General features: G+C 48.5%; 17 protein-coding genes. 7 read left to right on the top strand and 10 right to left on the bottom strand.

What is annotated here, in order from left to right; all coding sequences use genetic code 11:
- Window positions 1-690 precede the first annotated feature (690 nt).
- Genes H511_RS0108070 through icmH form a run of 5 tightly spaced genes read left to right on the top strand, consistent with a single transcriptional unit; the run spans window position 691 to window position 5,255 of the window.
- Window positions 691-1,287, top strand: a complete 597-nt coding sequence (locus tag H511_RS0108070) for a hypothetical protein (protein WP_027251854.1) — start codon at window positions 691-693, stop codon at window positions 1,285-1,287.
- 8 nt (window positions 1,288-1,295) lie between these two features.
- Window positions 1,296-2,645 carry a type VI secretion system-associated FHA domain protein gene (locus H511_RS0108075; protein ID WP_027251855.1) on the top strand — a complete coding sequence of 450 codons (1,350 nt, stop codon included), beginning with the start codon at window positions 1,296-1,298 and terminating at the stop codon, window positions 2,643-2,645.
- On the top strand, window positions 2,638-3,141 hold the full coding sequence (gene tssJ, locus H511_RS0108080) for a type VI secretion system lipoprotein TssJ (RefSeq protein ID WP_027251856.1): 504 nt from the start codon (window positions 2,638-2,640) through the stop codon (window positions 3,139-3,141). Before H511_RS0108075 ends, tssJ begins: the two co-directional genes overlap by 8 nt.
- Before the next feature lie 9 nt (window positions 3,142-3,150).
- Window positions 3,151-4,476 (top strand): type VI secretion system baseplate subunit TssK, encoded by a 1,326-nt coding sequence (tssK, locus tag H511_RS0108085; RefSeq protein ID WP_027251857.1) that lies wholly within the window; start codon window positions 3,151-3,153, stop codon window positions 4,474-4,476.
- A complete protein-coding gene (gene icmH / locus H511_RS0108090) occupies window positions 4,473-5,255 on the top strand; it encodes a type IVB secretion system protein IcmH/DotU (protein WP_027251858.1) in 783 nt (260 codons plus the stop codon). The genes tssK and icmH overlap by 4 nt, the downstream gene beginning before the upstream one ends.
- A gap of 126 nt (window positions 5,256-5,381) precedes the next feature.
- On the opposite strand, the gene H511_RS0108095 is transcribed toward icmH, so the two are convergent.
- From H511_RS0108095 to H511_RS0108120, 6 genes are all read right to left on the bottom strand, one after another.
- Window positions 5,382-5,906, bottom strand: coding sequence for a DUF2937 family protein (locus tag H511_RS0108095; protein WP_027251859.1), 525 nt, complete (start codon window positions 5,904-5,906; stop codon window positions 5,382-5,384).
- A 133-nt stretch (window positions 5,907-6,039) separates the two neighbouring features.
- On the bottom strand, window positions 6,040-6,501 hold the full coding sequence (locus H511_RS0108100; RefSeq protein WP_027251860.1) for a GNAT family N-acetyltransferase: 462 nt from the start codon (window positions 6,499-6,501) through the stop codon (window positions 6,040-6,042).
- A gap of 51 nt (window positions 6,502-6,552) precedes the next feature.
- Complete coding sequence (locus H511_RS0108105) at window positions 6,553-7,137, bottom strand: nucleoside deaminase (protein ID WP_027251861.1); 585 nt, start codon at window positions 7,135-7,137, stop codon at window positions 6,553-6,555.
- 163 nt (window positions 7,138-7,300) lie between these two features.
- A complete protein-coding gene (locus H511_RS0108110; protein ID WP_027251862.1) occupies window positions 7,301-7,687 on the bottom strand; it encodes a hypothetical protein in 387 nt (128 codons plus the stop codon).
- A 168-nt stretch (window positions 7,688-7,855) separates the two neighbouring features.
- Window positions 7,856-8,197 carry a hypothetical protein gene (locus H511_RS0108115; RefSeq protein WP_027251863.1) on the bottom strand — a complete coding sequence of 114 codons (342 nt, stop codon included), beginning with the start codon at window positions 8,195-8,197 and terminating at the stop codon, window positions 7,856-7,858.
- 107 nt (window positions 8,198-8,304) lie between these two features.
- Window positions 8,305-8,613: a DUF1330 domain-containing protein gene (locus H511_RS0108120; RefSeq protein WP_027251864.1), complete on the bottom strand. Its 309-nt coding sequence runs from the start codon at window positions 8,611-8,613 to the stop codon at window positions 8,305-8,307.
- 294 nt (window positions 8,614-8,907) lie between these two features.
- On the opposite strand from H511_RS0108120, the gene H511_RS0108125 reads away from it, so the two are divergent.
- Together H511_RS0108125 and H511_RS0108130 are read left to right on the top strand one after the other, a co-directional pair.
- Window positions 8,908-9,783, top strand: coding sequence for a patatin-like phospholipase family protein (locus tag H511_RS0108125; protein WP_027251865.1), 876 nt, complete (start codon window positions 8,908-8,910; stop codon window positions 9,781-9,783).
- 127 nt (window positions 9,784-9,910) lie between these two features.
- On the top strand, window positions 9,911-10,738 hold the full coding sequence (locus H511_RS0108130; RefSeq protein ID WP_051287998.1) for a sulfurtransferase: 828 nt from the start codon (window positions 9,911-9,913) through the stop codon (window positions 10,736-10,738).
- Window positions 10,739-10,767: 29 nt separating this feature from the next.
- On the opposite strand, the gene arsJ is transcribed toward H511_RS0108130, so the two are convergent.
- From arsJ to H511_RS0108150, 4 genes are all read right to left on the bottom strand, one after another.
- Entirely contained in the window at window positions 10,768-12,003 is a 1,236-nt protein-coding gene (gene arsJ, locus H511_RS0108135) for an organoarsenical effux MFS transporter ArsJ (protein WP_036759193.1), read from the bottom strand.
- A 92-nt stretch (window positions 12,004-12,095) separates the two neighbouring features.
- Entirely contained in the window at window positions 12,096-12,590 is a 495-nt protein-coding gene (locus H511_RS0108140; protein WP_027251868.1) for a cyclin-dependent kinase inhibitor 3 family protein, read from the bottom strand.
- A gap of 13 nt (window positions 12,591-12,603) precedes the next feature.
- Window positions 12,604-13,605 carry an ArsJ-associated glyceraldehyde-3-phosphate dehydrogenase gene (locus H511_RS0108145; protein WP_027251869.1) on the bottom strand — a complete coding sequence of 334 codons (1,002 nt, stop codon included), beginning with the start codon at window positions 13,603-13,605 and terminating at the stop codon, window positions 12,604-12,606.
- 16 nt (window positions 13,606-13,621) lie between these two features.
- Window positions 13,622-13,963 carry a metalloregulator ArsR/SmtB family transcription factor gene (locus H511_RS0108150; protein WP_027251870.1) on the bottom strand — a complete coding sequence of 114 codons (342 nt, stop codon included), beginning with the start codon at window positions 13,961-13,963 and terminating at the stop codon, window positions 13,622-13,624.
- Window positions 13,964-14,110: the final 147 nt, after the last annotated feature.

Genomic DNA, 14,110 nt, shown 5'->3' on the forward strand with positions numbered 1-14,110 from the left:
GGAAGTTAATTTCTGCTCACTAACTTAATAATTAATTTATTAGTAGATGCTAAACTACAAGGCGGATCAATTTTACGCTTTGTTAACTCCTCTGCGTATTACTGTGATTATAAAATGCCACCCTAGACAATATGCCTGTTTAGGCTGTTAATTTTTATATCTGAGGAATAATTTTAACTATTCCTTACTGCATATGAACCATATTGTAATCTGAAGCGTTGTAGTAAACTAAGTGAATGCTATTTTTGCTGGATAAAGATCACACATTGATGTCTGTCAATAATTTTTTACCCGTTTTTATTAGAACCATCCTTATGTTTTAACCGTTTTTAACATTGCTATGACAATCTTTAATCTTTGTTGTCATCGCTGATAGAAGTGATTTTAGTTCTTGATGCATGAACTTGGGAGTTTAATCACACTTATGGTCGATTAAATTAATGAATCATAAAATACATTTTTGGGACGCATGCCTCAAATTGATATTTTCAATCCAGTGACCTTAATGGTAGGCAATTAAAGATTAGCTTTGTGAGTTTAAAATTGCTGTCAATTCGCAACCTCATACAGTGAAAATGACAGATCCAATAGGAAAAATAACTTATTTACAGATAGCGTAAATCAAGCCTTGAATTCGTATTTTTATGCGTTTATCTTTCAGGGGTTTTTAAATTAGAGAAAGCGAACATTATGCCTCGTCTTCTTACAGTAGCCTGTATAGCTTATTGTTTAATTCATGCTTCCTTTGCCTCTGCCAAAGGTGAACGTTTTGGTGTCACTGGCGCATATTATGATTTTACGTCGACTGCTGAGGAAGGTGAGTCGGGCGAAAACCAAAGTATTCGCTGGGGACTGGTACATACACGGCCTATCGATGATAACAGTGCCCGCTGGCGCTGGTGGTTTGGTCTGAATTATTTCGCGGACAGTATTCCTGCACCTCAGAATGGTGTTTACCAGGAAGTTACCAATTATGAGTTTCGTGTACTGCCTCAGTATGCCGTACCCGTGGCGAGCTGGCTGACACCTTACCTTGGCGCGGGTATATCACTGGCCTATAGCCAGTACAGCGAGCGGTGGCATGTTGATGCCGATGAATTCAAGTACGGTACTCAGTTACCTGATAACAATGCGTTTGAAGCCAGTTTACTGCTTAATGCAGGCATGGTGATAAAAATGGGCAGTAATCCCGATGCGCATTTACAGATTGCTCCTCAGGCGACGCTGATCGTGCCGGTCAATGATGGTCTTGGCGGCGTAGAATTTTCCTTATCGTTTCTATTCTAAGATCGTTTATGACGCACAAAACCCTCATTCTCAAAGTGAACAGTGCCCCGGAAGAATATGTCGGGGCAAAGCAAATGGAATTTGACAGTCAGGGCGGGACAATCGGCCGTAGTGCTCAGAGTGTCTTTCATCTTGAAGACCAGAATAAGTATCTATCGGCGACACATGCTCTGATCACCTGTTATAACGGTGAGTATTATCTCAATGATATCAGCACCAATGGTACCTTTATCAATGGTAAGCGTGCGCTGAAGAGTCAGCCGACAGTGCTGCAGGAAGGCGATTCTATTTCGATGGGCCGCTATGAATTCAGTGCAGGATTTGAGAATGAGGTGCAGCATATTAATCTGGCAGAAGACATTATGCCGGATATGAAAAGCAATGATCCCGTCGACAGTTTGAACCTGATCCTTCCTCCTGAATCTGAAATGTTAGGGGAGGGAACGATAGAAGAGCTGTTCCTGCCACAAGATGATAAAGGGGATTCTACTGAACCGCTTTCTTATCTTCAGGAAGTGAATGAAGAAGCTGAATCTCTGATTGAAGATGACGAGCCCAAACAGTTTGTTGATTACAACGCAACACAACGACAAATCCTTGACGATAGTGAAAGCATTCATTCTGAAATGGATGTTCCCAGCCTGATTCCGGAAGACTGGAATGTTGAAGATGGCAGTTTTCCTGCTTCGGAAAAAGCGGAGACCTTTTCATCACCACGGGATAAATTCACTCAACGAGCTGCACCTGTCAGGCGTGCAACATCACACACCCAGCCTTCAGTAACAGAACAACCCACTCAGTCCAGAGCAGTGAGTACTGCCAAGAAGCGTTCTGAAACATCAGATATGCAACCGGAACAGGCGTTTTTGCAAGGGTTAGGCATTCCCTCCGAGTTGCAACACCTTTGTGACGAGCACTGGTTTCGTCAAATGGGGCTGAGCTTAAAAGGGTGCCTTGATGCACTGAGCGCAGAGTTGCATCTTTCTCTGGAGATGGCTGGTGACTCCGAGTCAGCCAAACCGCACTTACTGGACAGTATGATGTCGCTGTACCAGCAGTCGATTCTTGAGCCTTATGAGTTGATAGAACATATCCAGGAAGAGCTGGATGCGCACCGCTCCCGATTACTTCAGGCACGAGAAGGTATTTTCCAGCAACAGCTGGAAGCTTTGTCACCGTCAACATTTGAAGCCAGACAAAAGGCCGGCGGGGGCTGGCTGAAGAGCCAACGCAACTGGAAAGCGTATCAGGCGTACTTTTCTGAGCAGCAGTCAAATTGGCGGACCGAGGAAAAACATAGCTTTGATGCAAGCTTAGAATCAAAGTACAGAGAATTGTTACAGGAGCAAAATGCGTAATTATTTTTTGGCATTGATTGCCGCACTGTCACTGTCAGGGTGCGCAGTTTGGGAGCAGTTTAAAGATACTACCGGGCTTATCCCTGAAACTGCGGAAGTAGAAGTGCATATTATGACAGATAAGAGTCTGAATCTTCGTCCTAACGGGTCATCATCACCGGCCATTCTGCGCATTTATGAGCTGTCTTCACCTGTGCTGTTTCGCAGCTTGGATTTCTTCTCATTATTTGAAAACGACAAAGCTGCACTGGGTGATGAATATATTAAGCGGTATGAGTACCAGCTAGAACCCGATCAGGAACTCACGGAATTCTTGAAACTTCAGCCAGAAACACGCGCCGTCGGATTTGCAGTTGCTTTCCGGGATATTAACGGGACAAGTTGGCGGACTATACACACTATCGAAGAGCGGGAGAGTTATTATCTGGACGTGAATCTGGCGAATAACGTGTTGTCTGTTGAACGTACACAAGGCGTAGAACAGATTTATTTCTAAGGAAGCATTATGTCATTGCATAACCCGGTTGTCTGGCAAGACGGCATGTTCATGAAACCACAGCATTTTCAGCAGTTGGACCGTTTTCACTCTCAGCAAGTGAGTTTGTACACAGCTTTCAGCTCGCCATTAAATTGGGGGATTAGTCGCTTAGAGATTAATGCTGAACTGCTGAAAATGGGCAAAATCGGCGTCACGGTTGCTGAGGGGATATTACAGGATCGCACACCGTTTGCTTTTCCTTCTGAAGCCATGGCGCCGGCTATGTTGGAGGTGGACTCATCGACGGTAGATAAAGTGGTGTATTTATGCTGTCCTTTACCGTCAGAGCAGGGAGAGCTGTATACCAATGCGGGGGACGGTGCACGCTATCGTCTTCAGGAGCAGCAAGTGGTCGACTGTTTGTACGACAGTGAAGATACCACAACCATTCATGTCGGCAGCCTGAATTTCCGGTTGATGTTAGAGACGGAAGATCGTTCGGCTTTTACGTCGATCCCAATTCTGAAAATTTCGGAAGTGAAAAGTGATGGCACTGTCTTGCTTGATGACAAGTTCATTCCTACTTGTCTTGATATTAAAGCATCCGCTGTACTGACAAAGTTTGTTACCGAATTTGCTTCTCTGCTAAAACATCGCGCTGAGTCAATTGTTAGCCGGCTTGGTGTGGTTGACCAGCAAGGCGTATCGTCGGTTGCGGATTTCATGCTATTGCAGGTGGTGAACAAGCTGGAGCCGGTTTTCTGGCATTTAGCGGGTTTGGAGGGTGTTCACCCTGAAGCACTGTACCGTGTGTTGCTGCAGGCCGAAGGAGAACTGGCGACATTATGTACATCATCCCGTCGTCCTGAGACTTTCTCGCCCTATAATCACGGTGATCTGACCGACTGTATGTGGTCTCTGATCAGCCGGAACCGCAATAGTCTGACAGTAATGTCAGAACAGCGTGCAATCCCACTGGTGTTGAAAGAGCAAGGCTATGGTGTACGTGTCGCCAATATTGCTGATCGCGAGATTATCCAGACGACGACCTTTATCCTTGCCGTGAAAGCCGATGTCACACTGGATGTACTTCATACCCGCTTTGTATCCCAGGTTAAAGTGGGCAGCCTTGAGAATATTCGTGATCTGGTGAACTTCCAGCTCCCTGGTATCGCCATTAAAGCAATGCCGGTTGTACCTCGTCAGCTACCTTACCATGCGGGCTTTACCTATTTTGAGCTGGATAAGGCGTCTGATGAATGGAAGGCATTGTCTTCTTCATCCGGTATTGCCATGCATGTGTCCGGCGATTTCCCCAATATTGAACTACAAATGTGGGCTGTCAGATTATGAGTCAGTTCGATGATGACATAACCGTCGTTCTGTTTCAGCCTGAGCCCGGCAAACCTATGGAGGTCATGCCGGCTCCTGAGGTACCACGTAATATTGCGGTAAAGCAGCTGGAAATCAAAAAACTGGGTATTAACCAGTTGGTTGACGAGTTTACCTGGGTACTGGCCTGTCTGACGTGTATTCCATCAATTCCCTGGTTGGATGATCCTACCTTGCTGCGTGAGAAAATCAGCAGGGAAATTCAAGACGCCGAGAAGCGGCTGCTACTCGCAAACACAGACAGAGCATCGCTGCTGGTGATGCGTTATTGTGTCTGTGCTGCTGTTGACGAAGCGGTTTACAGTCAGGAATGGGGAGAGAAAAGTAATTGGAGCACGCATAGCCTGCTTGCTGAGTTTCATAATGAAACATCAGGTGGTGATAAATTCTATACCATTCTGGACAGGCTCAGACAAGATCCCAAACGTTACAGGCAACTTATCGAATTTTTATACTTTCTGCTACAGGTGGGTTTTAAAGGGAAATTCGGTCGTGTTGAACGTGGTAACGAAAAAATCGCTGATATTGCGGAAACCATTTACCAGCTGATAAAAGAAGACAGACTGCAGGAGCAGGAAAAGCTTCAGTTAGTGAATTTAAAGGCCGCGGTTATTAGCCGGCCTCTGAGGCGTGTGATTTCTCCCAAATTGATTATTGGCTTTACAGTGGCTCTGCTGGCAGCCATGTATTCAGCGACGTATTGGGTTATCGATTTTAAATTTAATCAACTGATTGGCTGAGTTGTTAAATTTATTTTGTATTCACTGAATTATTCAAGCGCGATGAACTCGCGCTTTTTTGATCTCTCTCCCCCTCACTGCCGCTATGATGAGACAGTCTAAACTGGCGTTTTCAGCCACATATCATCACGATATCACTGGCCGCTTGGCGGCGAGCATTGCCCGACGTTTACGCCTGAACAATAAGCTAAAAGGCAGAGTAAGCAGGATATTGGCGGCTAACCCCAGGATGGCACCAAACATCAGACCGTTGAGCGAGAGTGGGATGCCGGGTTTGAAGTGGGTGAGGGTTTTTTCTAATGCGTCAAAGCGTGCAGGTGTGAACATGTACACTGATTTCTCAATCAATGTCCCTTGCTCAAAAACGGCTAGGCCGGCTTTCAGGTCTTGATAGTGGCTCAGGGTTGCTTGTTTTTGTAAGGCGTCCGCTCTGACACTGGCTTCCTGATTGTCCAGATGTTGTTCAATCATTGCATTCACGTCAGGGTAACCGTATTGTCTGGCGGTGTTTTCGTAGCCTTTGACCTGCCACTGTGTGGCTTCAAATAATCCTGCCAGATATTGCTGATAGTGATCGGCCAGTAACGGAACCTGAAGCGCCGCGATGAGCATGACGCCAAACAGCAATTTATCAACAATTCTTCCTACCAAGGGACTTTCCTTTTCCGTTTAAAGTGTCGCAAAGCGACATTCGGTTAATGTAACCTGTTCCAGCCTTGTATGTTATAGCTGATCAACAGGAGGCTGTTCAAAGTAAAGTCTGCGCTGTGCTTATCGTCACAGGTCAGCCCGGACCGGCATTTACTGGTTTTTTAATGACAAACCCGCGCTCAATACCCGACTGAAACCCGACTTTCTCATAAAGGTGATGCGCTTCTGGCCGGTTTTCTCCTGACAGCAACATAACTTTGTAGCATCCCATGTCCCAGGCGAGTGAGAGGGCTTTCTCAATGACTTTCTGGCTCAGTCCCCGCCGCCTGTATTTTGCCGAGGTAATAACATGTTCGATGATGGCAAAGGGCTGACCTCCGTTCGTCATGGTGGGCACCAGGCCAAGCTGGCAGGTGGATGCCAGCACCCCGTCAATATCAGCAACAATGATGTTTGTGTGCGGGCTGCTGAGTATGTCCTGCCAGCATTTCGTAGCCTGCAGATCCGATAAAACGGGGTCATGAGGGCGCAGTTCTGCGTAGAGTTCGCGCACACCAGCTAAATCGCTGGTCTGGCAGCACCGGATGATTTCCACTGGGTTCTCCTATACCTGAAAGAGGATCGCTGAGGTTACCGTCAACTAGGGCTAAGAGGTGCAATGGGAATGCACCGCGCACAGTCCTTTCCAGTCTTCAAGATCTTGATCTGGTTTTTCTTTTCTGAATTGTGCGTAAAGTGCAATACCTTGTTTATCTTCCAGAATATCGACCTGAATCCCTTTTTCCCGCAACAGCTCTTCGTTTCCTGAGGCATTGGTGATATCGCCGACGACAACCCGCTTGAATCCGCGCATGTACAGGAGCGTCGCGCAGACATCGCAAGGACTCAGGCTGGTAAACAAGGTGGTCTGGCTGAAATCTATCCGGCCTGCATCGCGAATGGCGGAGGTCTCACCGTGGTTGTACGGGTGATCTTCCTGAACCAGCGTATTGTGGCCTTTGCCAACTATTTGTCCGGTCTGGTTATTGATGATCACCGCACCAATCGGACAACCGCCTTCGTGGTAACTTTTTTGCGCCAGCAGAACAGCAATGCGCATGTAATCAGCATCGGATAATTTGCTTGTGAAGTCATGGCCCATCAATACCGGTAAGCTGGTCGTTGGCATATGGGCGATAGCGCGAAGGGCGGCTTCATTGATGTCTGAATGCGTATCCAGCAGGGTCGTCATAAGGTTCTCTCTGTTCCCGGTAATCTGGTAACAGAAGTATAACGCCTGATTTTGTTGATCATTTCACTTCGGCAGTTTGCCATCCGTCATGGCTCACATTCTTGTCCGAAAATAATGCAAATAATGAAGAAAAAGCCCTCTGCCGGCTTTATCGATTGCCCCATCAGGCAATCTGTTGCTTCAGCTGATCGGCCTGCTCTGAAAAGATCGCCATGTCGGCTGGTTTATTACCTTTTACGACGGTAATCCACTGCAGCCCGGTTTCGTCAGTGTGCTCGAACTCAATCTGTAGTTCATATTTACGTGCCGTGACTAAAGCGCTCAGCGCGCCAGTGATAAACCCGAACGGCGCGAAGATTAAAGCCATTCCTTCCGGATCGATGAACCAAATAACACTGGAAACAATCATGCCGATAATAAATACCCTGAGCAGGTGGTCTTTCAGCGTATTTACTTTTACTCTCGCATTTTTAATTCTTGATAATCTGTATTCATCTGCTTTGTAGATGAAATACTGGCGACTGACTGCAAAATCTTGGGCGGAGGCCATATACGTTTTTCCCTTATTGTTGATTTTTTAACGGGGCAGTAAAGAAACCCTGACTGCAGTAACTGTACATCCATTACTTATTTAAACTCAGCCATTGACGTGAATGAGCACAGCAATAGTAAGGGCAAGCCCGGCTGTCAGGGATTTGAATAGTAAACGACCTCCAACTCACCCCAAACGGTGCGCCCATTTGCCCTTGTTCTCTCGTTCGCAATTCTCTTCGGTGTCATACGTGATGTGGGCAGACGGTCTGTTCAGGCGGACGCCAACCGCTGCCAGTTTTTTGACTATCAAGGCTTCAAGTACAGGGTTTCCCGCATCATCATAAAAGTGTGACAGATTCGCATTGGTATCGAACACACAAACCACTTTCAAACTGTCAGGAAAGTGCGAGTAATCAACCAGATGGGTCAGCCACTGAAAGCCGGGGTAAGTGCCCAGCGCATGGTCACACACTTCTGTCAGTACTATTCTGATTTGATTGTCCGTTTTTTTATCTGTCTTTCGCATGTTTGTCTCGCTGAGGGCGGTAAGCTTGATGTTTTGCTTACCGCACTGTTTGCCGGAAGGACGATACGGTAACGTTTTGGACTGCACAATAAAAGTGTCTGTGTGGTTTAGCTGTCTGGTTTCTCGTAACTGGCGATGAGGGTGGTGGCCCGAACCGACGGTGTAAAATAATGCTGTTTTACTGCCATATACTCTTTGTCATTAAAGAATTGATTTTTCATGTCTTCGCTGGGAAAGCGAACAGAGAAAACACGGTTGATGGGTGCAGACACCTGTGAAATCAATACTTCAGAAACTTTGAAATCATAGCCAAAGCTGCCGTTATAGCGGGATAAAATGGGGGTCATTTCGCGTCTGTATTGTGCGTATATTTCATCGTCCGCAACATCAAGCGCGACCAGCATTTCAAAAGACATAGTTACTTCCCTATTCTGTGTTTGTCTGAAACCCTAGGGTAATCCTTCGGGAAAACATAGCCAGTTGAGTGAAGATTCAGAGTTTGCTCAAGAAATGCGTTGATAATTATCTACAACCCTGTCAGGAGCAGCACTTTAGCGATAAAAAAAGTGCCTGTCCTGCTAAGATCTGTTGCTAAGTACCTGCTGTGCTTCCATAGCTTGCTCCTATCTGAACAATCCGTGATTTCAATTACCCAGCCAGACCGACTTTAGGTAATATTTATTTAATTTAAATCAGTTGGTTAGCAATTTATGAAGAAGACAACAGCATTAGTGGTGGAAGGCGGTGCCATGCGCGGTATTTTTGCCAGCGGGGTACTGGATGCTTTTATGGACGATAGCTATAACCCTTTTGATCTGGCCATCGGCGTTTCAGCGGGCGCATCGAACTTGTTGGGGTATCTGGCGAACCAGCCTAAACGGAGTTATCGCGTTATCACGCAGTTAGCGACGGATAAACGGTTTTACAATCCTGCTCGTTTCCTGAAAGGAGGCAACCTGGTTGATGTGCGGTGGCTCATCGATGAATCATTGCGGCTCTATCCGCTGGATCAGCACAAACTGTTCGGGAAAACCGCACTGATTGCCGCAGCCACCAATATCAACACGGGCACGGCTGATTATTACAACGTAAGTCCATCTAACGTCAGCGATGTCATGGAAGCCACCAGTGCGCTGCCGATTGCTTATAAAGCAACACCTTGTTTTGCCGGCGGCTGTTATACCGATGGTGGCGTGGCAGATTCGATTCCGGTGCGGGAAGCCTATCGCCGCGGTGCAAGGGATATCACAGTGATTTTGTCACATCCGCTCAGCTATCAGATGAAACCGGCAAAATATCCCTGGATGATGAAAAAAGTCTTCGCCCGTCAGCCGCAGATAGCCAGTGCCATGATCAAACGTGCTGATAACTATAACGCGTCGCTGGAGTTCATCCGTCAACCGCCGCAAGATGCCACAATCCGGGTCATCGCCCCGCCAGAAAGCTTCAGCGTGAAGCGTTTAACGATGCGTAAATCTACTCTGGATGAAGGTTATAAGATGGGGCTGAAGGAAGGCATGCTGCATATACATCGCCGACAGTCTCTGAATGGCTCCCATGATGAAAACTGTCAGTTTTGTCTGTGAGAAACACTTTCCTCACAATAAGGGCTAAAAATCAGTGTAACTGTCATTTATCTATCGCCTTTTTCAGCATGATGATTTCAAATTGAGTGCAAATTACTCAATACCGGGTTTACCTGAGGGGGAAATGATGAGTGTGTTAGTGTCCACATCCTGGCTGGAACGCCATAGTGGGTTGTCTAAAGTGGTTATCGTCGATGCCACCATGCAGAGTGTGGCTGGCGACAATACCGACCTGGACACACGGCAGTATATCCCCGGCGCTATGGTGTTTGATCTCGAGCGACAGTTTTCTGATGCTTCTTCTTTGTTGCCTCACATCGCACCGAAATATAAGGCATTTCAGCGAGAAGTATCCAAACTGGGCATTGAGACGGATTCTGTGATTGTCATTTACGATGCAAAAGGTATCTACTCAGCGCCGCGCGTCTGGTGGTTGTTTAAGCTGATGGGGCACGAGCAGGTCTTTGTGCTGGACGGCGGTTTGCCTAAATGGATCGCAGAAGGTAGGGCTGTCGTCGCTTCTCCCGTCATTCCTGAGAGCGGCAACGGGTGGCAGGGTGAGTATCGCACAGCGTGGATTGCTGACTGGCGAGAACTGGCAGAAAAAGCCGGTCTGCCGGGGCATCATGTTATAGATGTACGCAGTGCCGGGCGGTTTTCTGGCCTGCAACCGGAGCCTCGACCAGAGCTGAGAAGCGGGCATATTCCCCATGCGATAAACCTTCCCTTCACCTCTTTTATTGAAGACGGCCAGTATAAAAATCCAGACAAACTGCAGGCGTTGTTCGCAGAGCAGCAGGTGATCGGCGACGAAAAACTGTATTTCAGCTGCGGCTCCGGCGTGACCGCCTGCATCGGACTGCTGGCGGCTTATCAGTGCGGGTACAGAAACCTGTCGGTTTATGATGGTTCCTGGGCGGAGTGGGGGCAGCGAACCGATTTACCGGTTGTTTGAGGTCATCGGTTCGCTGCTGATTATGGTGGTTAAGACACTATCTGATAAGCCTGAATCTTAGGCAGTTTCAGGGAGATCAGGGTGGTGAGGGCGAGAAAGACGAAAGAGACCCACAGGCAGGCGGAAAGGCCTGCAACCTGGAAGATCCAGCCTGACAGCACTGTGCCAATTAAGCGGCCCATGGCATTGGCCATGTAGTAGAAGCCGACATCCAGTGATACGCCATCGTCTTTGGCGTAGCTGACAATCAGGTAGGAGTGCAGTGACGAGTTAATCGCAAAGATGGCGCCAAAGAGCATCAGCCCACCGACGATCACCAGTTCAGGCTGCCATTGAATCTGCACCCCGTAAGCGATACCCGCGGTAATGACAGCCAGCAGCAGTGCCCAGCGTGTGGCGGCTTGCCCGTCCGGCACTTTGCCCTGCGCTTTCCCTGTCAGTCTTGGTGCAAAGCCCTGCACAAATCCATACGCCATTACCCAGGCTGCCATGAAGCCGCCGACGGCACTGTGATTCCAGCCGAACACCGAACCGAGATACACAGGCAGAGTAACCACAAACCAGACATCTCGCGCTCCGAACAGGAACATGCGGGCAGCTGACAGGATATTCACACTTTCAGATTTGGAGAACATCTCGGCGAATTTGGGCTTATTTTTCGCTTTGCCCATGTCGGCTTTCAGCGTCACGATACTGCTGATGAACACCAGCGCCAGCACCCCAGCCATTGTCAGCACCGCATTCTGGAACCCTATAACGCTGAGTAACAGACCACCGAGAAAGAAACCGGCACCTTTGAGAGTGTTTTTTGACCCCGTCATCAGTGCGACCCACTGGTACAGCGCACTTTGTTTGTTGTCCGGCACCAGGGTTTTGATGGCGCTCTTGGCACTCATTTTGTTGAGATCTTTGGCGATCCCGGATAACGCCTGTGCAGCCATGACCCAGGGAATGGTCAGCATGGGGTTGGGTACGGCCAGCATCAGCAGGGCAACAATTTGCATGCCAAGGCCAATGTTCATGGTCCGGTTCAGACCCAGTCTGGCGCCCAGCCAGCCCCCGACCAGGTTGGTGATCACGCCGAAAAATTCATAGAACAGAAAGAGGGAGGCGATAGCGAGGGTGGAGTAACCCAGCTCGTAAAAATAGAGTACGACTAACATGCGAAGCGCGCCGTCAGTCACAGTGAAATTCCAGTAGTTGAAGGTCACCAGCATATACTGGCGAACCGGCTGGCTGAATTGTGAGAAATATTTAGCAAACATAGACACGACACTCGTATTGTTCGCCGTTTCGGCTGCTGGTTGTGATGTAACACAAAAGCATCAGCAGGCATGAAACGGCGAAGCACTGTTTATTATTGTGACGCTACCTGACGGATATAATCCACCTGTACCGGTTTGGTAAAGGCCCCGGGACGTAGCGCCTGGACGTCTTCGATAATGCGTGACAACGGCCAGCCCATTTCCAGCAACAGATGTGCGGCGAGTAAACCGGTACGGCCGGAACCGCCCATGCAATGCAGAGCGATGTTGCCCCCTTCTGCCATAATTTTATGCAATTGCGGGCTGGCTGCCTGCCATTGTGCCGCAAATTCGCTATCAGGCGCGGCATCGTCTTCGATCGGAGTGTGTGCCCACAACATGCCCGACTGTTCAACCAGCTGGCCTAAGTCAGCGACCTCTTTGTCTGCCATTTCCTGCTGATTGATGGCGGTGACGACAGCGCGTACCCCTTGCGCTTTCAACTGCGCCAGACTGTCTGACAGAGCAACGCCTTTGGTGCCGGGGCAGGGGGTCAGTACCAGTGCGCTGGTATCGGTAACGGGTAAAGTCCAGGTTGGATGTGTCATTGTCATTGCTCCCTTAAGCCTGTCCCACTTTGCGGACCAGTTCTGCAGTGCGGGTGGCGTAACCCATTTCGTTGTCATACCAGGCATAGATTTTCACCATACGCTTGCCTACCACCATAGTTGATAGAGCATCCACTATGGTGGAGCGCTGATCGCCTTTATAGTCGATAGACACCAGCGGGCGATCCTCGTAACCCAAAATGCCCTGCAGTTCGCCCTGCGAAGCGTCTTTCAGCAGTTGGTTGACTTCTTCGGCTGTGGTGTCGCGTTTGACGTCGAAAATGATGTCGGTCAGTGAAGCGTTGGCCAGCGGGACACGCACGGCATGGCCGTTGATTTTGCCTTTCAGCTCCGGGAAGATCTCGACAATCGCCGAGGCCGATCCTGTGGTGGTCGGGATCAGGCTCATGCCACAGGCCCGGGCGCGGCGTAAATCTTTGTGCGGTGCATCCAGAATGGTTTGTGTATTGGTTAAATCGTGAATCGTGGTAAATGCAGACTGCTCAATCCCCAGTTTTTCATGGATCACTTTGACCACTGGTGCAATGCAGTTGGTGGTGCAGGACGCTGCCGTGACAATGCGGTGGTGTTCAGGATTAAAGATATGATCGTTAACGCCCACCACGATATTGGCGATGCCTTCTTCTTTCACCGGTGCTGACACGACGACACGCTGCACACCCTGTGCCAGATACTGATTCAGGAATTCGGTTTTGCGATGCTTACCTGTGGCTTCAATCACCACGTCACAGCCAGACCAGTCAACGGCATCAATTTCTTTTTCCTGTGTGGCAAGGATGGATTTGCCATTAATAACAATGTGGTTGCCTTTCGCTGCCACTTCATGGTGCCAGCGACCCTGTACGGAGTCGAATTCCAGCAGGTGGGCCAGCGTTGCGGCATCACCGGCAACATCATTAATCTGTACAAATTCCAGTTCGGGCCAGTCAAACGCTGCGCGCAGTGCCAGGCGGCCAATGCGGCCAAAACCATTGATACCTACTTTGATTGTCATACTTAATATTCCTACATTATTGGCAACAAACAGGGCGTTGTTTCATTACCATGAGTCGTTCACTGTCCTGCTGGTACTCCTGCTCTAAACAGTTTGAATCCACCAGGCCGTAAATTTGTTTGCGCATCCAGCCGGGCATATCTTCGGTTAACCGGTAGAACACCCACTGGCCTTGCCTGACATCAATCAATAACCCGCTGGCGCGCATTACAGCCAGGTGGCGTGACATTTTTGGCTGGCTGACCTGCAGCGCTTCGGTCAGCTCGGCCACACACAGGCATTGCTCTTTCACGATTAACCGTAAGCAACGCACACGGGTTTCATCTGCCAGCAGTTTAAAAAATTGATGTGGGAGCATGCTTATAACCATATTCGAATTTCCGTATATCTTAGTCTGATGAAGCGTGTGGTCAATCCCTGTGAAGCCGATGTCATCAAATCTTCATATTGGAATATTGGGCGGTCTTTAGCGGGACAGGTCTTCAGGGGGTGGGGGCGAGTTAGC

This window comes from Photobacterium halotolerans DSM 18316 (genome assembly GCF_000425165.1).
GTDB classification, from domain to species: domain Bacteria; phylum Pseudomonadota; class Gammaproteobacteria; order Enterobacterales; family Vibrionaceae; genus Photobacterium; species Photobacterium halotolerans.

Coding starts and splice junctions, on each gene's coding strand:
- H511_RS0108120 (WP_027251864.1), bottom strand. CDS start 8,613: ATGTCTTTTGAAATGCTGGTCGCGCTTGATGTTGCGGACGATGAAATA.
- tssK (WP_027251857.1), top strand. CDS start 3,151: ATGTCATTGCATAACCCGGTTGTCTGGCAAGACGGCATGTTCATGAAA.
- H511_RS0108125 (WP_027251865.1), top strand. CDS start 8,908: ATGAAGAAGACAACAGCATTAGTGGTGGAAGGCGGTGCCATGCGCGGT.
- H511_RS0108150 (WP_027251870.1), bottom strand. CDS start 13,963: ATGCTCCCACATCAATTTTTTAAACTGCTGGCAGATGAAACCCGTGTG.
- tssJ (WP_027251856.1), top strand. CDS start 2,638: ATGCGTAATTATTTTTTGGCATTGATTGCCGCACTGTCACTGTCAGGG.
- H511_RS0108110 (WP_027251862.1), bottom strand. CDS start 7,687: ATGGCCTCCGCCCAAGATTTTGCAGTCAGTCGCCAGTATTTCATCTAC.
- H511_RS0108145 (WP_027251869.1), bottom strand. CDS start 13,605: ATGACAATCAAAGTAGGTATCAATGGTTTTGGCCGCATTGGCCGCCTG.
- H511_RS0108075 (WP_027251855.1), top strand. CDS start 1,296: ATGACGCACAAAACCCTCATTCTCAAAGTGAACAGTGCCCCGGAAGAA.
- H511_RS0108105 (WP_027251861.1), bottom strand. CDS start 7,137: ATGACGACCCTGCTGGATACGCATTCAGACATCAATGAAGCCGCCCTT.
- icmH (WP_027251858.1), top strand. CDS start 4,473: ATGAGTCAGTTCGATGATGACATAACCGTCGTTCTGTTTCAGCCTGAG.
- H511_RS0108070 (WP_027251854.1), top strand. CDS start 691: ATGCCTCGTCTTCTTACAGTAGCCTGTATAGCTTATTGTTTAATTCAT.
- arsJ (WP_036759193.1), bottom strand. CDS start 12,003: ATGTTTGCTAAATATTTCTCACAATTCAGCCAGCCGGTTCGCCAGTAT.
- H511_RS0108130 (WP_051287998.1), top strand. CDS start 9,911: ATGAGTGTGTTAGTGTCCACATCCTGGCTGGAACGCCATAGTGGGTTG.
- H511_RS0108140 (WP_027251868.1), bottom strand. CDS start 12,590: ATGACACATCCAACCTGGACTTTACCCGTTACCGATACCAGCGCACTG.
- H511_RS0108115 (WP_027251863.1), bottom strand. CDS start 8,197: ATGCGAAAGACAGATAAAAAAACGGACAATCAAATCAGAATAGTACTG.